Origin of the sequence: Paenibacillus kyungheensis (assembly GCF_028606985.1) — a bacterium.
GTDB lineage: Bacteria > Bacillota > Bacilli > Paenibacillales > Paenibacillaceae > Saccharibacillus > Saccharibacillus kyungheensis.
This window is the reverse complement of the sequence record NZ_CP117416.1, coordinates 5008507-5031420: the sequence shown is the minus strand read 5'-3', so window position 1 is coordinate 5031420 and position 22914 is coordinate 5008507. Positions and strand designations below refer to the sequence as shown.

The 22914-nt window shown below is 39.9% G+C and carries 17 protein-coding genes and 1 riboswitch; of the genes, 9 read left to right on the top strand and 8 right to left on the bottom strand.

Annotated features, from left to right (window positions below):
• Positions 1-441: 441 nt before the first annotated feature.
• From PQ456_RS21830 to PQ456_RS21815, 4 genes are all read left to right on the top strand, one after another.
• On the top strand, positions 442-1869 hold the full coding sequence (locus PQ456_RS21830) for an ABC transporter substrate-binding protein (RefSeq protein ID WP_273614105.1): 1428 nt from the start codon (positions 442-444) through the stop codon (positions 1867-1869).
• A gap of 107 nt (positions 1870-1976) precedes the next feature.
• Positions 1977-3059 carry a carbohydrate ABC transporter permease gene (locus PQ456_RS21825; protein WP_273614104.1) on the top strand — a complete coding sequence of 361 codons (1083 nt, stop codon included), beginning with the start codon at positions 1977-1979 and terminating at the stop codon, positions 3057-3059.
• Entirely contained in the window at positions 3059-4162 is a 1104-nt protein-coding gene (locus tag PQ456_RS21820; protein WP_273614103.1) for a carbohydrate ABC transporter permease, read from the top strand. Before PQ456_RS21825 ends, PQ456_RS21820 begins: the two co-directional genes overlap by 1 nt.
• A 162-nt stretch (positions 4163-4324) precedes the next feature.
• Positions 4325-4969 (top strand): class I SAM-dependent methyltransferase, encoded by a 645-nt coding sequence (locus PQ456_RS21815; RefSeq protein ID WP_273614102.1) that lies wholly within the window; start codon positions 4325-4327, stop codon positions 4967-4969.
• A gap of 117 nt (positions 4970-5086) precedes the next feature.
• On the opposite strand, the gene PQ456_RS21810 is transcribed toward PQ456_RS21815, so the two are convergent.
• Positions 5087-5710, bottom strand: a complete 624-nt coding sequence (locus PQ456_RS21810) for an acetate uptake transporter (RefSeq protein ID WP_204825942.1) — start codon at positions 5708-5710, stop codon at positions 5087-5089.
• Positions 5711-5956: 246 nt separating this feature from the next.
• Between PQ456_RS21810 and PQ456_RS21805 the strand changes: the two genes are divergently transcribed.
• Positions 5957-7138: a GGDEF domain-containing protein gene (locus tag PQ456_RS21805; protein ID WP_273614101.1), complete on the top strand. Its 1182-nt coding sequence runs from the start codon at positions 5957-5959 to the stop codon at positions 7136-7138.
• An 87-nt stretch (positions 7139-7225) separates the two neighbouring features.
• Here PQ456_RS21805 and PQ456_RS21800 read toward each other — a convergent pair whose 3' ends face one another.
• From PQ456_RS21800 to PQ456_RS21775, 6 genes are all read right to left on the bottom strand, one after another.
• Entirely contained in the window at positions 7226-8068 is an 843-nt protein-coding gene (locus PQ456_RS21800; RefSeq protein WP_273614100.1) for a methyl-accepting chemotaxis protein, read from the bottom strand.
• A gap of 206 nt (positions 8069-8274) precedes the next feature.
• Complete coding sequence (locus PQ456_RS21795; protein WP_273614099.1) at positions 8275-9117, bottom strand: methyl-accepting chemotaxis protein; 843 nt, start codon at positions 9115-9117, stop codon at positions 8275-8277.
• 371 nt (positions 9118-9488) lie between these two features.
• A complete protein-coding gene (locus tag PQ456_RS21790) occupies positions 9489-9758 on the bottom strand; it encodes a YkgJ family cysteine cluster protein (RefSeq protein WP_273614098.1) in 270 nt (89 codons plus the stop codon).
• Positions 9759-9795: 37 nt separating this feature from the next.
• The gene (locus PQ456_RS21785) at positions 9796-10914 is read right to left on the bottom strand and encodes a 5-methyltetrahydropteroyltriglutamate--homocysteine S-methyltransferase (RefSeq protein WP_273614097.1); all 1119 of its coding nucleotides are present in this window, start codon (positions 10912-10914) and stop codon (positions 9796-9798) included.
• Positions 10915-10976: 62 nt separating this feature from the next.
• Positions 10977-12215 (bottom strand): peptidase T, encoded by a 1239-nt coding sequence (gene pepT, locus PQ456_RS21780; RefSeq protein WP_273614096.1) that lies wholly within the window; start codon positions 12213-12215, stop codon positions 10977-10979.
• Between the two features lie 215 nt (positions 12216-12430).
• Positions 12431-13981: an NAD(P)H-binding protein gene (locus PQ456_RS21775; protein ID WP_273614095.1), complete on the bottom strand. Its 1551-nt coding sequence runs from the start codon at positions 13979-13981 to the stop codon at positions 12431-12433.
• Positions 13982-14272: 291 nt separating this feature from the next.
• Here PQ456_RS21775 and PQ456_RS21770 point away from each other — a divergent pair, with 291 nt between their 5' ends.
• On the top strand, positions 14273-14875 hold the full coding sequence (locus tag PQ456_RS21770; RefSeq protein ID WP_273614094.1) for a YjgB family protein: 603 nt from the start codon (positions 14273-14275) through the stop codon (positions 14873-14875).
• A gap of 138 nt (positions 14876-15013) precedes the next feature.
• On the opposite strand, the gene PQ456_RS21765 is transcribed toward PQ456_RS21770, so the two are convergent.
• A complete protein-coding gene (locus PQ456_RS21765) occupies positions 15014-15838 on the bottom strand; it encodes a class I SAM-dependent methyltransferase (RefSeq protein WP_273614093.1) in 825 nt (274 codons plus the stop codon).
• Positions 15839-16061: 223 nt separating this feature from the next.
• Here PQ456_RS21765 and PQ456_RS21760 point away from each other — a divergent pair, with 223 nt between their 5' ends.
• The 3 genes from PQ456_RS21760 (at position 16062) to PQ456_RS21750 (ending at position 22827) form a co-directional block, all read left to right on the top strand.
• Positions 16062-16937, top strand: a complete 876-nt coding sequence (locus PQ456_RS21760; RefSeq protein WP_273614092.1) for an Abi family protein — start codon at positions 16062-16064, stop codon at positions 16935-16937.
• Between the two features lie 231 nt (positions 16938-17168).
• Positions 17169-18245, top strand: coding sequence for a branched-chain amino acid aminotransferase (locus PQ456_RS21755; protein ID WP_273614091.1), 1077 nt, complete (start codon positions 17169-17171; stop codon positions 18243-18245).
• Between the two features lie 138 nt (positions 18246-18383).
• Positions 18384-18583: riboswitch (cobalamin riboswitch) on the top strand.
• Positions 18584-18753: 170 nt separating this feature from the next.
• Positions 18754-22827, top strand: a complete 4074-nt coding sequence (locus PQ456_RS21750; RefSeq protein ID WP_273614090.1) for an S-layer homology domain-containing protein — start codon at positions 18754-18756, stop codon at positions 22825-22827.
• Positions 22828-22914 lie beyond the last annotated feature (87 nt).

Sequence of the window (22914 nt, the reverse complement as noted above, 5' to 3'; positions counted from 1 at the left end):
TTTTACTATATCGAATCAGACTGAACAATTTCTGAACATTTATTAAGATCATGATTTTACCATTTTTATCCATTACATATCTATTAATGATTAATGGCGATATATAGCACAGATAAGGGTAAATTTAAATTATTTTCATCGATGAAAATAACTCTTGCTTATGAGTCAATCATGTCCTAAAATGAGGTTGCAGATGAATGCAAGCGTTTGCAAAGAGTGTTGTGAGTACATGTATAGATGTAATCCCTCTCTTTTGTAAATGCTATTTTTCTACTGTATAACAGGAGTTTGAAGATTTTTTGATAGCGTTATCAAATTCCTATTTACTTTTTGCTCATTACATAAGAAAATGGGTAAGAAGTAAAAAATATCTAATTATGTTATTTATGTTCTTTTGTTGTTCTTGATTCAAGGTGTAATTAAAAAAAAGGGGCTGAGTACATGAAGCGTAAGTTGAAAAAAAGCAGCACAATGTCACTGATGATGGTTTTGCTATTTTCAGTCGTCATGAGTGCATGTGGAGGAACAACAAGTAATACAGCATCAACAGAACCCGCTGCAACCGGAACAGATACAACAGCAACGACAACAACAGGTACAGATATGATCAAGACAGCGAAAGTTCCAGCTGGATCTGAATTAGAAAAAGCCTTAAAAGGTGAATATAAAGGAACCAAAGTAACGATGTACGGTCCATTCGTAGACGCGGATGAGCAGAAATTCAATGCAAGTATCAAAGCATTCGAAGATCAAACCGGTATTGATATTGCTTATGAAGGTTCCAAAGAATTTGAAGCTACTATCAATGTACGTGTTAACGGTGGTAATGCACCGGATATCGCTGACTTCCCACAACCAGGATTGTTAGAAGGATTCGCTAACTCTGGTAAAGTGGTTGATGTATCTAGCTTTATGGATGCTAACTATCTGAAAGAGCAATACAAAGATAGCTGGCTAGATATGGCGAAGATGAAAGGTGAAGGCGGCAAAGAAATTACTGCGGGCGTATGGGCACGTAGTAGTGTGAAAAGCTTAGTATGGTACAACAAAAAAGCATTCGCAGATGCTAGTTATGAAGTACCTAAAACTTGGGATGAAATGATGGCATTAACAGAGCAAATCGCTAAAGATGGCGATCCTGCTTGGAGTATTGGTATTGAAAGTGGTACAGCAACAGGCTGGCCTGCAACAGACTGGATCGAAGATATTATGCTTCGTACAACTACTCCTGAAAACTATGACAAATGGGTAAAAGGCGACTTGCCATTTACAGATCCTATTGTTAAAAATGCAGTTAAAAAAATGTCTGATATCTGGTTCAACAAAGATTATGTATACGGTGGACGTAGTTCAATCGTAACAACGAACTTCGGGGATTCCATCCAACCGTTGTTTACAGATCCTCCAAAAGCATGGTTAAACCGTCAAGCTGGATTTATCGTATCCTTTATTCCTGAAGGCGTAACAGCAGACGAGTATGACTGGTTCCCGTTCCCATCGATCGATGAGCAATATGGTACACCTGCTATGATCTCTGGTGATATCTATGCGATGTTCAATGATCGTCCAGAAGTACGTGCAGTCATGGAGTTCTTTACAACAGCAGAATCTCTACAAAGCTGGATTCAATCCGGTGGTGTAACACCTCCAATGAACGGTACTCCTGATGATTGGTTCGCTAATGATCAAGAACGTCGTATGTCTCAGTTTGTACAAGAAGCCAAAACAATCCGCTTTGACGGTTCTGACTTGATGCCAAGTGCTGTAGGCGCAGGAACGTTCTGGAAAGGTATGACGGATTATGTGAGTGGTACAGCTAATCTAGATGAAGCGATGGCTGAGATTCAATCAGGCTTCAAAAAACAATAGTATCGCACGATAGATACTATGTATGTATATAGCAGGTATACATTGACATGAGTCAGAACGGGCCGATGCTATCGGTCCAATTTTGGCTTGATTAAGGGGGAAAGCCGATGGACGTGCGAGCCAATCAAGGGTCTATGTTGAAGTTGATTTTGTTATCAATACTTGTTCCTGCTTTAAACGTAGGCTTGCATTTCTCGATCTTTTTATTTTTTAGAAGCTCGGATCTTCCACCGGTCTTGAATGCTTTGCTTGCTGTGATCTGGGGAATATTTGGGATCTATTCTATTTATTTTTCATTGAACTGGGTAGTTGAGCAATATTCGGATAAATGGAAAGAACGCGTCATTCCTTATGTATTTGTAGGGCCGGCTGTATTATTGCTAGGCTGGTTGCTCTTTTTACCAACATTACGTACATTATATCTTAGTTTTTTCAATGCCGATTCGACCCGATTTGTAGGGCTAGCTAACTTTGGAGCTGTTTTTACAGACAGACTATTGTTAACAGCGCTACGGAATAACTTGCTGTGGGTGGTATTCGGAACCTTAGCGTGCGTTATTTTAGGGATGTTAGTCGCTGTACTGGCTGACCGCAGTAGCTTTGAACGTCTTGCCAAAGCGATTGTGTTTATGCCGATGGCGATTTCGTTCGTAGCCGCAGGGGTTATCTGGAAATTCATCTATTACTACCAACCAGGCGATGACCAGATCGGTCTACTTAACGCTATTATGGTGCAGTTAGGACTCCAGCCGCAGGGCTGGCTCAGTATGGTGCAACCCTGGAATAACCTCTTCTTGATTGTCATATTGGTCTGGATGCAGACCGGGTTTGCTATGGTTATCTTTTCCGCTTCGATCAAAGGTATACCGGAAGATATGTTGGAAGCCGCGCGGATGGATGGCGCAGGTGAAGTACGTATCTTTTTCAAAATTATGTTGCCTGTGATCTCTAGTACAGTCCTTGCAGTTACGACAACGATTATCGTATTTACATTGAAAATATTCGATGTCGTTATGATTATGACCGGTGGACAGTACGGAACAGAAGTAGTTGCAACTGAATTCTACCGTCAATTATTTATGTATCAAAATGCAGGCTATGGTTCGACGCTTGCGATTGTGTTGCTGATTGCAGTTATTCCGGTTATTATCCTGAATCTGCGCCAGCTTCAGAAGGAGGGAAGCTTCTGATGGCTAAACGAAAAAATAAAGCACCCAAACGCAAAGCGAATTGGTTGGTTAATACGATTCTAGCGATTATTTGTATTATCTGGTTTATTCCTACACTGGGGCTGTTGATCTCATCAGTGCGTCCGGCAGCAGATATTTTGCAGACCGGTTGGTGGACGGTATTCCCTCATCGCCAGTGGGCAACTGAAGAACAAGTGAAACTTCCCAAAGATACTGATCTTCGTCAGCCGATCACCGTTAATGGACAGACATTTAGCGATGATCAACTCAAATCAGGTGTAATGCAAGGTGATAAACGTCTGGTCTGGGAAAATCGCCGTTCACGTACTGTAGATGTTCAGGATAAAAAATGGAGTGGATTCACACTTGATTTTACAACGCTGAACTATGAAACAGTGCTAGGCGGTAAACAGTACAAAATCACGCAACCTGATGGCACCGTCAAAACCGAGCAAGGTAGCGGAATGGGAAGATCGTTCTGGAATACGATCGCTGTTGTTATTCCATCGACAGTTATCCCGATCTTTATTGCTTCCTTTGCCGCATATGCTTTTGCATGGCTCAAGTTCAAAGGACGACGCGTCTTTTTTGTAATCGTGATTGCATTACTGGTTGTACCTTTACAAGTTGCTTTGATTCCGATTTTGCGAGATTATACAGCACTTGGACTCAATGGAACGTACTTCGGTATATGGTTAGCACATACGGCATTTGGTCTGCCGCTAATTACGTACTTTATGTACAATTCGATCAGTCAGCTTCCTCGTGATCTGTTCGAATCAGCTTATATGGATGGAGCGACTAACTTTACCATCTTCTCTAAATTAATTCTTCCATTGTCTGTACCTGCACTGGCTTCGATTAGTATCTTCCAGTTCTTATGGGTATGGAATGATTATCTGGTATCACTTATCTTCCTCGGTTCTCAACCGGAAGTACAGGTATTGTCAATGAATATTGCGAATATGGTTGGTTCGCGTGGTAGTGACTGGCATCTGTTAACAGCAGCGGCATTTGTCTCTATGCTAACACCACTTGCTGTATTCTTTGCATTACAGAAGTACTTTGTACGTGGTCTATTGGGTGGATCGATCAAAGGATAATAACCTGTCTAGTCCAAAAGACGATAATAATAAAAGACCGCTCTTCGATACAGGAGGAGCGGTCTTTTATGTATTTATTGAATAGTAGAGAAGAAACTGGAATTTATTGGCTTAGAATTGTATCATGAATAGACTACATGTTACAAAAAAGGTGGGAAGTGTATGGATACAGGATCATTGATTATATCGACGGTATTGCTTGTTATTGCACTACTGGCTGTATTGTCGATTGTGTATTATAGCTGGCGTAATGGCATCTCCCCATTACCAGCATCATTATTGTTGCGAAGTAAAGTAGCTGAAGAAGTGTTGCGTTTGTCTAAAGTACAAGAATTAGATCATCCGCTTTTCAAATTAGAAACAGATGATCCTGCGCAACAATATTCGATTATCCAACAACATATGGAATACCAAGCACGTCAAAAAACTATTGTAGAAACCGGTTCAGGCTGGGGAACGTTAGCGATATTTTTAGCCAAACATATCCCGAATTATCATGTGATCGGTATCGAAAATTCGGTAGTGCCTTTTTGGATTTCTAAATGGTGGGCCAAGTTTGAGAAAGTGCCACTTACATTTATTCGTGGAGATATGTATCAATACCCTTATGAAGAAGCAAATATTATTGTGTGTTATTTGTTTCCGGGAGCTATGAAGCAATTGAGTACGATTTTGCGTGAACGTGCTGTAGCGTATACATATATTATTAGTGTCTATTTTGCATTGCCCGATTGGACACCTGAAAAGATTGTACAATGTGTCGATATTCACCGTACCAAAATTTATATTTATAAAGTAGGCGTATAGTTATTGTACTTTCTCGCAGATAAAGTCTCACACTATAGATATAAAAAAACACATGCAATAGAATAATCGCATGTGTTGATTGGTGCTTAATGGGTGCTTGGTTATAGAGAACAATACTTAGTTATGGTCTTTGAAAATACCAAATGGCTTACCAATAGGTAAAAATGTTTTGCCAAAATGAGTATTCAATACCAATGCACCTGTACCGTATAAAGACATAATCCCAATACCCATCTCTGCATAAGCAGCAAGTGTATGGAAAATATGAGGAGCCACACCAAACGCATCAAAGGTGAGTCCGAGGAATAACAGATCGATCAAGCAGAAAATAATAAATAATACTTTGTGTGTCTCCATGGCACCGATCGTCATAAAGAGTACAAAAACAAGATAACCGGCAAAAGCAAAGCCTAGTTGCTTACCATCTACATCATTGGCTAGAGCAGTGCCGAATACGCCCATTTTGATCATCCAGTTGCCTGCCATCGCGAACCAAAAGAAAGCAAATGCTCCAAATGCCGTCGTACCAAATGTATTGTTTCGCTTGGAATCTTGAATACAAGCGAATAATTGAGCGCAAGCGCCCAGAAAGATCGCCCAGGGAATAGCATAGCTGAGTCCTGTCGTTAGACCTAGCTTTTGAGAAGAAGCTACCAGAGTAACAATAGCCAGACCGAACAGGCCGAGTGCGCTAGGATCAGCATTGATGATCTTAACATGAGTTTGCGAAGAAGTTTGCATAAGGAATTTAGCCTCCAATAATTGTTAGGTATCCCTCACTGTCGTCAGACATACCTCAAGCATTGTACCTGAAAAGACGCAGATAGAAAAGAAATATTATTAGTTACATATTAATTAGAGAAATACCTGTCATACTACTGTTTATTTATTTCAATTTGGGGAATTATTTGACTATTTACGTCGCTCAAAACTTGTTATACTGATAGGTAATTACATTTCATTGGTTAAGGTGTGTGAATAAAACAGATGGATTTCAATCTGGATATGAAAACAGTGTTCATTTCACTTGTATTTGGACACATTTTTACTGTCATCTTGATCCGTGCATATCGTCAGAATTATATGAAAGATCGTGCTGTTAACATGTTTTACCTTTCTAAATGGGTACAGGCTATCGCATGGTTTATGTTGATTTTTCGCAATACTGCTCCTGATTTTTTCTCAATTGCAGTTGCTAATTCTTTTTTATTTATCGGTGCCGCTTTGGAGACAGCTTCGTTTCTAGTGTTGCAAAAAGCGTTTTCTAAACAAATTCGCAATCTGTATATGGGCTATACTACGATAACGATTATTGGTTTTGTATCAATTTACTTCTTAGGTGTAACAGAAACGACTCGTATTATTTATGCTTCTATCGCCACCTCTTTGTTTATCCTTTATCCCGCCTACCGTATGATCTCAGATCGAAAAGCATCTTCACTTCAGCATTTGATGGGTTATTTGTATAGTATTGTTGTGATTAGTCTATGGTTTAGAACTGTGTTTGCTATGTATTTTGGTGCTGTTGTTGGATTATTTACAACAGGGATGTATCAGACGTTTACGTTTCTGTCGCTGTATTTGATTATGATTTTGGGAAATACCGGTTTTGTGCTGTTATCCAAAGAGCAAGCAGATGTCGATCTACTGCGTATTGCCAGTTATGACGATCTAACAGGTATACTAAATCGGCGGACATTTATGATCGAAAGTAAAAATTGTATCTATGAATTAGCCAAAAAGCAGCAATCCGTATCGTACCTTTTATTTGATATCGATCATTATAAAGCGATCAACGATACATACGGTCATCATATTGGCGATCGGGTATTGCGTGATATGGCGATACTTGTGACAGAGCAGTTAGAGGAACAAGCGATATTTGGAAGATATGGTGGTGACGAATTTGCTATTCTGCTACCTGATACGGATGAACAACGATCCAGTCAAATCGCTGAACAACTACGCTCTACGATTGAGCATCATCGGTTTCATGCTTTGCCGTTGTCGTATACGATTAGTGTAGGAGTGGTCACAGTATCTGCTACCAAAGAGACGCAGCTTAGTATGTTATATCAACACAGCGATCGAGCATTATATGAAGCCAAATATGCAGGTCGTAATCGTACAGCACGAAGTCTGGTAATGGTGCAAGAAGAGAGCGGCTAAGAGTGATATGGTTATCTATTGAAAAAAAGCTCTACAATCACTGAATGTGGTTGTAGAGCTTTTTGGAATATAGAAAAATGAATCTAATTATTTATTGGGTTGACTGTTATAGTAGTAGATATTTTTAGTGATATCTTTCATCGCTTCGCCTGTAGCTTGAAGACGGTCGATTACTTCTGTAAATGAACCCACAAGTGTCGCTTGTTCTTGAGAAGAAGTGGTAATTTGAGTGATCTCATTTTCCATTTGACGGATTGATTCTTGTACATCACGAAGTGCTGTTTCAATATCGCCTGTAGCTTTTTTGGAGTTAACAGACAATTTACGAACTTCAGTCGCAACTACACCGAATCCTGCGCCCAATTCTCCTACACGAGCAGCTTCAATCGCAGCATTAAGACCAAGCAAATTGGTCTGTTCAGAGATATCTTTGATTAGGATTGCTACTTCATTGATCTTACTTGATTTTTCAACTGTTGTTTTCGTGTTTTGCAAAATTTGCTCACTGGTTGCTTGTAGTTGCTGTGCATGAGCCGCAATATGTTGCACCATATCTACAAGATTTTCAGATACAGACACGTTTTCTGTCATAACACCTTGAAGATCTTCTTGCGTTCTTTGATCATAGCTAATCGTCATAACACCTACGATTTGACCATTTTCATGGATCGGCACATTGATTCCTTCAAGAGAAACACCAAACATTTCTTTAGGAAAAGGAGTAATGGATGGGTTCACTTTATCCGCAATTCCAGCAAAGTTTTCAAAGCCAGGAGCTAAAGGACCGTCTGCTACAAATCCTAGATCAATACCTCCAAATTGTTCATAATAGAGGATCTTTTCATGATCATATAAGCAAATGGTAGCGCGCTCGCGCAAAAGTTTTCCGATGTATGGCAAAGCGGTTAAAAGTGCTTGCATTACTGGCATAGTTCTAATCATCCTTTTCTTACTCAATTTTTGATAGTATCTATATGTATTACTATCGGACAGAAGAGCCTTATAATAAAGACTAATCTTTTGAGTTAATGTGGTATAGAAGATAACAAATTGTAAAAATAAAAAACTCTAACATACATTAGAGCTTTTTATTCAGGATAGGCTCTAGTGTGATAAGGCAAGTAGATAGGCTGAGATTATTTGTTAAGAGGGACGCTGTAGCGGTATAGATTGTTGGTGATCGATTTCATTTCTGTACTTGCGGATTGCAAGCGTTCAATCACGTCTGTAAATGAACCAACAAGAGAAGATTGTTCTTGAGAAGAGGCTGTAATTTGAGCAATTTCATTTTCCATATGGCGAATCGATTGTTGTACATCACGAAGAGCGGTTTCGATATCTCCAGTGGCTTGTTTGGCATTCACTGACAATTTACGAACTTCAGTTGCAACCACACCAAATCCTGCACCCAATTCACCTACACGAGCAGCTTCAATAGCGGCATTTAGACCTAGCAAATTCGTTTGTTCAGAGATATCTTTGATCAATGTAGCGACTTCATTAATTTTGCCTGATTTCTCAACTGTTATTTTGCTATTTTGCAAAATTTGTTCGCTCGTTGCTTGTAGTTGCTGTGCATGAGCGGCAACATGTTGCACCATATCAACAAGACCATCAGCAGCAGATACATTTTCTTGTAACACAGAATCCAGGTTTTCTTTTGTACTCTTATCATAATTAACAGAAAGTACAGCAAATAGTGTATTACCATCATAGATAGGAACGTTGATTCCTTCTAACGGCACACCGAACATTTCTTTGGGATAATGACTAATAGAAGGATTGACTTTGTCGGGGAGGGAAGAGAAATTATCGAATCCGGCTGGAAGAACATCACCTGTTTTGAAACCAAGATCGATACCATCTAACTGTTCATAGTAAAGCATATGTGTCTTGTCGTACAAACATACTGTGGCTCTTTCTCTCAAAATTTTTCCAATGTACGGCACAAATAGTAAAAAAGAATCAAGCATACTCATGTGTCAATCACCCTTTAATCTCATTTTTATAGTCATCATACTCCTATATTATCGGACTTTTAAATGTTGAAATTAAGGGTAATTGCTCGGAAAAACAGATAAAATAGCAATAAATACATAATTATATTTTAAATTTTAACTTTTCTATATAGTAAAAGAAATTTATTTACATAAATAGAAGTAATATAATTGTTTGGACAATACAAATGTAGATGTTTCGGTAGAATTACTTATTTAGAAGCGATTAGAAAATAGCATAGAAAAAAATCCCTTTCATATCGTAAGAGCAAATCCATCTATAAAAGATGTCTGTATACTCTTAATCAATGAAAGGGATTCTATTCCGTCTTAACGTAAACATATTAGCGTTGTTAGTGAGAACGCTTTGTTGGAGCAGTAGCTTGCTCTAAGGCTTCTAGATAAGCAAAAGCTTCTTCATTGGTAGTGCCACACATTTCCAATGAAGCTGGTAACCCACCACATACATCTGGACGTTCTGGTCGACCGAACAATCCGCAACGACGTTCTGCGGTCAATTGTGGACAAGGAACTCCAGCAGGCTTGCCTTTCGGCATACCGGGGATTGGGGAAGAGATAGAGATTGCTATACAACAGGCGGCACAGCCAACCCGACATTCCATAATAATTCACTCCAATATTTAATACACTACACTATAATTATTTCCATACATCCTGAGCAATATGGATGACATGACGTAACTTATCCCATTGTTGCTCTTCTGTCAGCAAATTACCTTCTTCAGTTGAAGCAAATCCGCATTGTGGACTCAAGCACAATTGATCTAAATTAACGAATTTGGAGGCAGCATCAATCCGGCGCTTGATATCATCAGGATTCTCTAATTCACCATATTTAGAAGTGACCAGACCAAGCACAATCTGTAAGTTCGGACGCTTCACAAAGCGCAACGCATCGAATGATCCTGAACGCTCATCATCGTATTCCATAAATAATCCATCCAGATCCAGTCCATCCAAAATCGTTTCAGCGGCACCATCATAGCCACCGGATGCTGCCCATGTCGAGCGGAAGTTACCACGGCAAATATGCATCGTAATCGTCATATCCGCCGGGCGATCAGCTACTGATTGGTTGATTAATTTAGCGGCATCAGCCAGCATTTGATCAGGGTCTTTGCCATTACTGCGTAATTTGGCTTTGGCTTCTTCTGAAAAGAATGCAGCCCAGGACGTATCATCCAGTTGCAGATAACGACAACCTGCATCGTAAAAAGCACGAATCGCTTTTTTGTATGCTTCAGCTAGATCATGTAATAACACTTCAGGATCACGATACAGATCGGTCTGAATTTGTCCGCGGAATAACAACATATTTGGACTTGGAATCGTCATTTTGGCAGTATGACCTGTACTCACAACACTATGAAGAAATTTGTAATCTTCTAGATGCGAGTGAGTAGTAAAGTCGATTTTGCCTGTGACTTTGACACCATGTGCTTTGGTCGTTGTATTGTGGAATTGAATACCACCTTCGGTATCATAGCCTTCTACACCATCCAAACGTTCTAGAAAGTCAAAGTGCCACCAAGCTCGGCGGAATTCACCATCTGTTATCGACAATAGACCGATTTCTTCTTGTTTGGCAACAATGCGGCGAATTTCTTCATTTTCTATCATGCGTAGTTGTTCTGCATCCAGTGTACCGTTAGTCAAGTCCAGACGAGCTTGCTTGATCTTATCTGTGCGTAATAGACTGCCTACTTGATCTGCGCGAAAAGGCGCTACTGTGCGTTGAAGAGAAGTCGAAAATGTCATCGTATCATTACCTGCTTTCTATATAATGTAAGAACGTTAAAATATCAAAACGTAGGATAGGTTTACGCCTGATTGGGCTTAGCAAACAGTTGAGTGATTTCTACAATCACTTCTGTAGCTTTCACCATATTGTTGACAGATACATACTCGAATTTGCCATGATAATTTTCGCCACCTGTAAAAATATTCGGTGTAGGCAGACCCATATACGATAATTGAGCACCATCTGTACCACCGCGAACCGGTGTAATATGAGGTTCAACCCCTACGTTTTTCATCGCTTGTCCTGCAATATCAACGATATGTTTTACAGGTTCGATTTTTTCACGCATATTATAGTACTGATCTTTCATATCGATCAAGATATTGTTCTCGCCATAGGTTTGTCTGAATTCTTCGACAATGCTATTCAGAAGATTTTTCTTATGATCGAAGTCTTCCCGTTTGAAGTCACGAATAATATAAGACAATTGCGTTTCTTCTACATCACCATTGATCGAAGACAGATGGAAGAATCCTTCATAGCCTTCTGTAAATTCAGGCGCTTCTCCTGCAGGTAGACGACGATGCAATTCCATCGCGATTTTCGCAGCATTTACCATTTTATTTTTGGCAGTACCTGGATGCACATTACTACCTTTGCACGTGACTTTGGCTGCTGCGGCATTAAATGTCTCGTACTCCAGTTCTCCAAGAGGGCCACCGTCTACTGTGTACGCATATTCGGCACCGAACTTAGCTACATCGAACAAATGAGGACCTCTACCAATCTCTTCATCCGGTGTAAAAGCAACTCTGATCTTGCCATGCTTAATCTCTGGATGATCGATCAGATAGTGCATCGCTGTCATAATCTCAGCAATCCCTGCTTTGTTATCTGCACCAAGAAGTGTAGTTCCATCAGTAGTGATCAATGTATGACCTTTATATTGCTCCAATTCAGGAAAGTCTTTTGGGGATAACACAATCCCTTCATTCTGGTTAAGTAGAATATCGCCACCGTTGTAATTTTCAAGCAGTTGAGGTTTTACATTTTTCCCTGTAAAATCAGTCGCTGTATCCACATGAGCTAAAAAGCCAATAACAGGTGCTGGTTGATCTGTATTTGAAGGTAAAGTCGCCATCACATAACCGTTACCATCTAATGTGACATCTTCCATACCGATCTGTTCTAATTCTTCTACCAATTGATGAAGAAGCGTCCATTGTCCGGGTGTAGAAGGGCATGTCTCACTATCCTCATTGGATTGTGTATCTATTTGCACATAAGAAGTTAAGCGATCAATCAGTTCGTTTTTCACAGTATAAAAAGCTCCCTTCGGCTTGTGGTATCAATCGTATGTGTTCATTTTATCATGAATTGGCGGATCATCCCAAAAGGAGATTGAGATTCCAACTATGTTGATATCGAAATAGGCTATACCTAAAAAGGTCTGAAGCTACTCATCACGAAGATGAAGAGCGTTCAGACCTGCTAGATAACATCATATGTTTTACAGTTGAATAGGTTATCGAATTACGGCGTACTATGTGAACTGCTCATCGTATGAGTAGCCGGATGTTGTGAATCTTGAGATTGATGACCTTCTGGGAATTCATGTTGCTTGCCACTTTTGATCATCCGTTTTAAATGACGGCGGAATGCATACATAACCCATAGATGGACTTTGGCTTGCGTGAATTTGTAAATAAACCATGGTAATGATGGAAGATAATCATGAATAGCAATAACACAATCCTGTGTGCCAGGAACTTGTAGAAATTCCAATCGTCCTTCATGATTTTCTTTCGTTTTGGTAAATGCACCACCTGTAATATGGTAGACGGCACTATCTTCGCTACTCAATTCAGGAGAATATGTTAACTCCAAAATAGGTTGACTGGAAGGGCGGATATAGACGCGATAAATACTGCTACCATCGTACTCGGTGCGAATCAACCATTTGGCGATTCCACCCAGCCATTTCATATAGTATTTACCAGCCCAATCGGCATTTTTACCATCCGGCAAAACAACACGTTGAATCGAACGCACATCGGATACCGATTCGGTTTTGTGTTCAGGAGAAGAACCAGATTGTTCCTTTTTCTCTTGTGCTTTTTCTTTTTCCTTCTCTTCTTCTTCAAGTGCAGATTTGGCAGACTCTTCAAAAGTAATCTGTCCATCGCTAATGCCTTCTACTTTGCGTTCAGGATTAGCGACCATCGGATGCGCTAAACTTTCTACCAAAGGATAAACCATTTCTTTAGGCATACCGGTAACCAATGTCACCCAGAGACGAGAAAGATGGATCGTTAGAAAAGGAACATCATGGAACGAACGCTTTTTCTCCATCACTTCTGCGGTTTTCATCATCATTTGTTTGTAGGTCATAATATCAGGACCACCAACATCGATTGCCCGATCGTATAACTCATCACTGCCGATACTCTTTTTCAAAGCTTGCAATACATCAGATAGTGCAATCGGATGCGTCTCGGTGCGTGTCCATGTTGGTAGTGTCATAATCGGTAGACGCTGAACCAACTTCGCTAGAATCGGGAACGAAGAACCTTGCGGTCCCACAATCAATCCAGCCCGAATCGTTGTCACAGGTACTCCATAAGAACCTAGAATTTGCTCTACTTCTAGACGACTGCGTAGATGACGCGATAAATTTTCCCGTGGTACACCTTCAGGAATAATGCCGCTTAAATACACAATTTGTTTGATACCATTCTTTTTGGCTGCTCTGGCAAAATGGTCTGCTAAAATCACGTCCATATCTTCAAAATGAGCCTGGGTCAACTTGGCAGTAGGCATCATAGAATGCACAAGATAAATAGCATAATCTGCACCTTTGAGTGCCTTCTCTGCATCAGATATCGAGAATAGCTCACAAGAACGCCATTCAACATGCTCACTATTTTCTTTGTCATCGCCATGTCTGGATAAAGCAATCACATCATACTCATCTGTTAACCGCTTCAGCAAATTGTGCCCGATATAACCACTTGCTCCTGTTAAGGCAATTTTAGGACGGTGTTGTATAGTCGTTTCTTCGCTTGCAGTTGTCTCCATATCCATTGTCTCCACACCCCTGTTCATTTAAAAGTCTGTAGCTTTTACATACCCTTTTTTGTAGCACTTCAACCTCATGTTAATAGATTGATACAGCGACCAAAGTCCTATTTGATTGACAAAAGAACACGTTAAAAAGTATACTCAAAATCGTTAAGTATAAGCGCTTATACTTTTGAAATGCGATACTTTATTATGTTAGTATTTGAATAAAGAGACAAGAAGTAGAACTGGAATGTATTAGAATTAGGCAAGTATGAGCACTTGAAATACCTTATCTACAAGGAGGAAAAGAACATGAAGACTCAGAAATCGATCAAACAAATGATATGTACAGCAACACTGACAGGAGTATTAGCTGTGGGTACACTTGGAGTAACCAGTGGAATATCTCCGGTACAGACAGCATCTGCTGCTACAACGAGTAAAGTCACTGCTAGCGATAGTCAAATGGCTTTGAAAACATTAAATAGCTTTTACAAGCCAGCATTGAAAGGTCAATTCCCGGGCAATGCCAGTGCATTTACTGTGGGTAAAACGACAAGAAATGAAGTAGTCAAAGCTTTCGGTAAGCCTGATCAAGCGATGAAAGACTCTGATGGATTTGATGTGTATCATGCAGAGATGGGTAACCCTGGTTATGCATTCAATTACAAATTAACAAAGATTCGTGAAATGCGTTATATGGGCACAAGTGTAGAACGCCAGACGAATATTGGCGGGATTACGATGAAAATGTTGCTCAAAAACTGGTATACACCAACATCTACTACTACGATCAAAAACGGTAAACTGAAACAAACCAAAGTGACGTATGTTCGTGGAGCGTATCAGTTAGAATTTATTTTCAACAGTAGTACAGAGCTAGATCATATCAATTTGCGTGAAAAAGGCGTATAAATCAAACTTCAACTGAATTGAAGATGAGCTGGATTATACTCTCATTTTTGAACCGAAAAAGGCACTGAACATATGTTCAGTGCCTTTTTTTGTTCTATTACAAGTATCATTTTCTGCTTGAAGTTTACCAGAATAAGATCAGTGTATGCCAAGTCTTAGTCGATAGCTGAACATTACATTGGTGACTCCACCACGGAAGTAATCATCTGCCATCGCTTGGAAAATCTGAATTTCAGACTTCAAATAATCGGAGTTCAACTTCAATGCTGCTTGAATCCCGCCCTGACTAAGCAAAATACCTACATACCGTTCTGCACTACAGGGTTCAATATGATGGAATACAATTTCTTTAGTAAAACGAAAATGTCCGCTTTGCTCAATCTGTTGTAGATGATTGTCTTTATCTCGCTTACGAGCGACTTGCTCGGGGTTCGCTTGCTCTGCAATAATCCGTTCCGAGATCGCTAATAGATGGATATATTCGCGCTCCAATTGCCAGTTCACAGTTGGTGGCCAATCACAATCATAAGCAGCAAAAATTCCGCCCGGTACCAGTACACGAGCAATTTCTTTTAATGTGCTTTTCGGTTCCATCCAGTGAAAAGACTGCGAACAAGTAACGATATCTGTACTATTGGAATCCAGCGAAAGCTGATTGGAATATCCTTGTTCAAACGAAAGGTGATCTGCTTGAGTCGTCAGACTTAGCTTATAGCGTGCTTTATTTAACATATCTTGATTGGGTTCTACCCCAATAATACGATCTGCTCGATCCCGCCAAATAAAAGAAGATAACCCTGTGCCACAGCCTACATCCACGACCAATCCAGGTTTCTTTTGCAAATAGTTCGAAAGAATATCTACCACAAGACTAGGCGCCGTCGGACGATACTGATCATACACATCTTCAAAACCGGAAAATCGTTCGATATTGTTGATAGAATTATTTTCAGGAATAGTCATAACAGATATTGCCTCCTTGTTTGAATGTACTTTGTTCTATTATAAAGGAGAAAGAAACAGCTCTACAGGGAAAATAGAAATAATATGCAAAAATAATTTTTTACACTTATAAAAGTCGTATAATATATTAAAGAATAAGGGCTATATATGATTTATATCGAAAGGAGGACTGAATATTATTGGGAACAAGAAAAAGCTTGATTTTTCAGAGTTAATAGTTCATATGAAGGATAAAGGAATTCAGTTTAATCTTCCTTCTTTAGAAACACCAGAGCATATTCTGGAGTACTCAAATTACTATTATAAGTTATCTGCTTATCGAAGTAATTTTCCTAAGGATAATAAAGGAAAATATATTCATTTAGACTTTCAACATCTTGTTGATTTAGCAAGTATTGATATGCAACTTAGGTATACTCTTCTTCAAATGACGCTTGATATTGAACACTTTTTAAAAACGAAAATATTAGCTGATATTACTAAGAGTCAGGAAGATGGATATACCATTATAGATAGGTTTTCGCAAAAAATAGGTAAAAGTTCAGAATCTTTTTTTGATCATATTAGATACGCAAGTAGACATTATAATTATGATCTTTATCTAAAAAGAAAAAACGATTTATCGATATGGGTATTATTTGAAATTATAACTTTTGGAGAATTTGTTAGATTTGTGGAGTTTTATTACGAACATGAGCATCAAAATGAATATATAGAAATTGCCTCTATTATAAGATACGTAAAGAATATTAGAAATATATGTGCTCACAGCAGCCCTATTTTAATAAAATTAAATGAGCAAACTTTAACACATGATAGACAATCAAAGTATATTAAATTATTTGTTGGAAAAGTCCCGAATATTAGCAAACATACAAGGAAGAAAAGATTAGAAAATCAAAGAATACATGATCTATCAGCTTTGTTATATTGTCACTCAACATATGTGCTCAGTAGCGGAGTTAGGAAAAAACGAAATGATGAATTACAATTAATTATGCAGAGAATCAAGAAAAATATTCATTATTATAATAAAAATCAATTACTACAAAGTATTTTTGATTACATTCATAAACTGGTTGATTTTATTGTAGACTAAGCTTAAAATAAGTCTAAGGAAAAAATCACTTTTGTGGTTTGTACGAGCGGTCGCTGTCAGCGACCGCTCTTAGTTTTTTTATAGAGTTTTTTTACATTATATATGGTACATAAATTAAACTATAGTATGTCTATTGACATATTGCCTATCAACTTATTGTTTTTAAGTATTTTCGATTTGGGATAAGAAGTGATATGATTTAAGGAATAATTGTTTAAGGAGACATAAACCATGACTATAGAGATCAAGATCGAACACACAACGAATAAAAAAGAGAAACCGGCATCCATGGATGGGGTAGTATTTGGTACACAATTTACAGATCATATGTTTATTCTGGACTATGATGCTGGACAAGGTTGGCATGATGCACGTATCGTTCCTTATCAACCGATTATGATGGACCCGGCAGCTAAAGTATTCCATTATGGACAAACGATTTTTGAAGGACTCAAAGCATATGCAACAGAAGATGGACGTGTGCTTATGTTCCGTCCTACTAAAAATATAGAGCGTCTTAATATCTCTAACGAGCGTATGAGTATTCCAGAAGTGGATCCTGAATTGGCGCTTGAAGCCTTGCGTCAGCTGATTCTTACCGATCGTGAATGGATTCCAGAAGGTGAAGGTAATTCACTCTATGTACGTCCATTTGTTATTGCAACAGAACCAACACTAGGCGTATCACCTTCACGTCAATATAAATTTATGATTATCCTTTCACCTGTAGGTGCTTATTATGCAGAAGGCATCAATCCGGTTAAAATTTTCGTGGAATCCAAATATGTACGTGCTGTTCCCGGCGGCGTAGGAATGGCAAAAACAGCAGGTAACTATGCAGCTGGACTCAAAGCGCAAGAAGGCGCTACAGAACTGGGTTATTCTCAAGTACTATGGTTAGATGGTGTACATCGTAAATATATTGAAGAAGTGGGTAGTATGAACGTCTTTTTCAAAATTAACGGTATCGTCGTAACACCTGCGCTCAACGGCAGTATCTTAAGCGGGATTACGCGTGATTCGATTATCCAATTGCTGAAGCATTGGGATATTCCTGTCGAAGAACGTATTCTTTCGATTGATGAATTGGAAGAAGCGCACAAAGAAGGCAAGTTAGAAGAAGCTTTCGGTACAGGTACCGCAGCCGTTATTTCTCCTATGGGCGAATTGAACTGGCAAGGTGAGAAAATGGTTATCAACGAAGGTAAAACAGGCGAATTGTCTGCCAAGTTGTATGAGACATTGACCGGTATCCAAAAAGGTGTAGCCGAAGATCCATTTGGTTGGACGTTAGAAGTTAAAGCGTAAGCTAAATCGTATCGTTATTTATGAGCGTGTCCTGTGGATCAGGATGCGCTTTTATTTTTTCACATGTTTCCGATAAGTAATTTGCTAGAATTCGTAGACAAAGCCCGGTGCTATCGCTATGATAAATACTACAAATCTATATAATTTATTGTCCAAGGTGCAGATACGAATATGATTTTGTATCCGCTTAAAAGGGAAGTCCGGTGTATTCCGGCGCGGTCCCGCCACTGTAAATGCTGAACAACTCCTGAATCGAGCCACTGTTGCATGAAGCGATGGGAAGGTAGGAGGATGTGATGAAGCATAGCCAGGAGACCTGCCTTGCGAGCAATCGTTTCTATCATCTTCGGAGCAAAGAGGAGAAACAGTCCTAGCATTCTAAGCCTGTATCGTCATAGGTGGTGAATGGTTGTGCTGTTATGCCTTTGAAGTCACTTCCGTTGAAGTGGCTTTTTTATGTTGTACTGTCGTTATGTCTATTTTACTAAACCAAGAAAGAAGGTCTCCTATGAAATCATCTCTATCCCGTCAGTGGATCGCTACGATCTTAACACTGGTGCTTACGATCGCTACATTAGTACCGTCCGGTGTATTCTCTGCTTCTGCGTATGCAGCAGATGAACCGAATCCTACGACAACCACTGTATCTCAAGCGGTCTACACTTCGAATGATTCTTCTACTAACGATTCAACCGTCAATACGAACGTCACCCAATCTGTATATGGTCAGGCTATCACGCAAGCGATGCAATATATCGACGCTAATGGTGGAGTCGATGGCGATTGGATTGCAGTCAGCTATGCACGTACAGGCAAAGCCATTCCTGCTAGCTACTACAGTAGTTTAAGAACAGAAGTAAAAAATCTGTGTGCTCAAGCGAAGCCTTCGGTAACCGAATTAGCACGAATGGCGATTGCAGGCGCATCGGTAGGTTTAAATGCTACGAATATTTCCGATTGTAATTTGATCGAAAAATTATACAATCATGCGAATATCAATCAACAAGGTGTTAATGGCCCGATGTTTGCATTGATCGCATTAGATTCTGGTACATATCAAGTGCCTAATGATGCCAAGCAAGGACGCGATACACTGATCGATAGTGTAGTTGCAGCGATCAATGGCCCGCAAATGTCGACAGATTATTATGGAATGGCACTTAGTGCTCTAGCTCCGTATAAAGATCGTGCAGATGTACAGACAGCAGGGCAAAAAGCAGTGAATTGGTTGATCCAAAAATCAGACGATTCAAGCAGTGAATCGATTGCACAGGAGATTATTGGACTAGCTTCATTTGGAATCGATCCAACCGATGTACAATTTGAGAAAAATGGAAAATCGTTAATCGACCGTTTACTTGCTTTTCAAAATAGTGATGGTGGTTTCCGTCATGAATTGACTGCAAGTGCATCGGACAAAGCTTTTTCAACAGATCAAGCATTACGAGCATTAGTAGCGTATGATCTGTATACAAAAAATGCAGGAGTGCTGTATACCAATCCTAATCCTCCTGTAGCACCACAGCCTGAGCCAGAACCAACGCCTACTCCTGAGCCAGGGCAGGGCACCAAAGTACAAGCAAGTGTTATCGTAGAAGGCCCTTCTGCTCCTGTAACCACAGGCGTGACTGAAGCTGTCTATGCACTAGATGCATTACAAAATGTTGCTTCACAACATGAAGTAAAGCTAACGATTGCATCTGCTTCATTTGGTAAATATGTAACAGGAATCGCAGGCATCAATAGTGGTGATCTTGATCCATCTAGTGGTTGGTTGTTCGCGGTAAAACGTAATGGCCAGTGGATATCACCGGATGTGGGTATGGATGCATTTGTATTACAACCTTCGGATCAAGTATATGTGTATTTCGGAGCTTATGGAATCTCATTAGTAGAGTCTGTAACGACATCGCCTGCGGTGCCAAAAGCAAGCAGTGGCTTCGATATTACGGTACAAAAAGCCGATTGGATATGGAATAACGATACATTTACTAGCGACAAAGTAGTCAGTCCTGCGGCAAATGTACAAGTACAAGTCGGTAACCAAACAGTAACAACCAACGCACAGGGTGTAGCTTCATTTAACAAAATGAGTTCAGGTTCCTATACTGTGGCTGTGACAGGATACCAGAATAACAATGTACCTTCGATTGTACGCAGTACTTCTACCTTAATTGTAGCGAACGATAACAGTACAGGTGGCAGTACAACGACACCTACTGCCAATACGATTACGATGTCCGTCACAGGTGATAGTACGATTCTGCCTACGACTTCGATTACATTGCAAAATAGAGATACTGCTTTTAGCGTATTATTACGTCAGTTAGGTTCCAGTCGTGTAAGTTACAGAGGTAGCGGTGCTACTGCTTATGTAACAGCTATTGATGGATTAAGTGAATTTGATAAAGGGCCATTAAGCGGTTGGGTGTACACAGTCAATGGACAACAACCGAACACAGGAGCCGGAGCCTATACGTTAAAAGCTGGAGACAATCTAGCATGGCGCTATAGTGATGGCACAGCTACTGTTTCTGGTGGCGGTGGAGGAAGTGCGAATAACAGTCTGGGAGTTCCTTTCCCGACAATCATTCCTTCTCAAGTAGAAAGTGAATTGTCTCAACTGAAAATCAAATCCAATAATCAACTGGCTGTGAATGAAGCAGGGCAGTCGAGTACAGTACTCAACTCGGGTTCTCCAATGACTGCTAGTACAGCCAATTCGATAGCCAAAGCTTTAGCATCTGCGGCAAAAGTAAGTGTCAGTGCAGAAGTGACCGCTGATCAGAAAGCAACACTTGCTGATCCAGCAGGTAAAGTACAATTTATTGTGCCAGCCAATAGTGTGAAGAGTAACACTACGATTGGAATTGAAGAAGAAATGGCTAGTCGTCCAGAGCTTGTATCCAGTCTGTATGAATTTACGCCAAAAGGGCAACAGTTCGAAAAGCCTGTATACCTTTCATTCAAAATTCCAGTCTATGCTAATACAATGTCTAGCCTGACGATTGCGTGGCTAAATGAAGAAACTAAGCAATGGGTACCTGTTCCAACAGCTTTGGATGCCAAAACTGGTATTATCACCGGAGCAGTCTCTCACTTTACCCAATATGCGGTCATCAACAAAGATGTATTAGCAAGCTCAGCAGACCAGCAACAATTAACAACAGATATCAATGCAACAGTCAAAAATGTGCTTTCTCATAACCCATTAACCGAATGGGAAGCAGTAGGAATTGTACGTGCAGGTGGAACTTTGCCAGCTAGTTACCTAACTAATGCAACAGCTCAAGTCAAACAATCAGCAGGTACATTCCGCAAAGTGACTGATCTGGAACGATTGATTTTAGGGATCAAAGCAGCAGGTGGCGATCCAACATCTGTGAGCGGTGTGAACTTAATCGACAAAATGGTCAACCATGAGAAAATGACAGCTCAAGGAACCAATGGACCTATCTTTGCTTTGATTGCGCTAAATAGTGATAAGTATACAATGCCTTCAACAGCTACATGGAACCAAGACAAGCTAGTGACATGGTTGTTAAGCGCGCAAAATAGCGATGGTGGATTCCCACTGGCAACAGGTGAAGCGAGCAGTGTAGATATGACAGCAATGGCAGTTGCTGCACTTGCACCTGAACGCACACAGGCCAAAGTCCAAACAGCGATCGACCAAGCTGTTCAATATCTATCTGCACAACAGCAAGCTAACGGAGGATATTCTGCTTATAACGATGATAGTAGCGAAAGTGTCTCTCAAGTAATCGTTGCGCTAACATCAGCAGGTATCAATCCGAAAGACGCACGTTTTACCAAGTCCAATGGTGACCTAATTACGCGTCTAAGCCAGTTCCGTCAAACTAATGGCACTTATAGCCATACGGTAGGCGGTGCAAGCGACAATATTGCTACCGAACAAGCATTACTTGCTCTGGTTGCATATCAGCAGTATATGAACAGTGGAAATACGATTTATAATTTAGCAAATACTGCTACTAAGCCTGTAGATACAGGTACAAGTACAACAGTTACATTTGCAGATGAAAATACCATTTCAGCATGGGCTTCTGATTCTGTACATCGTGCTTATGATGCAGGGTTGATGTTAGGTGTGAGTGATCAGGAACTTGTATTTGCTCCTAAACAACAATTAACACGTGCTCAATTTGCTGCATTAGTAGTTCGTTTGACCGGAGCAACAGAGTCAGGAAATACCTCTACTAGTAAATCGACATTTAAAGACGTATCGGCTAATCAGTGGTATTATAATGCAATTATGACCGCCCAAAATAAAGGCATTATCACAGGCATTAGCGCAACATCATTCCAACCAAATCAGCCGGTATCCCGTCAAGATATGGCTGTGATGTTAACTCGTGCATTTGCACTTCAAGGCACATCGACTGCTTCTTTTGCAGATCAAGCGAAAATCGGTAGTTATGCACGTAGCGCAGTCAGCGCTGTAGTAAATAATGGAATTATGGTGGGTGCCAATAACAAATTTGATCCTCAAGCCAAAGTAACACGTGAGATGGCAGCTGTGGTGGCGATCAATGTACAGAAGATGGCGCAAGCGAACTAATTTTACGGTAAACTAAAAGAAATAATAGATTACACAAATAGCGGAACGGGGATCATAGTGTCCAGCGTTCCGTTTTGTGTATGTAAG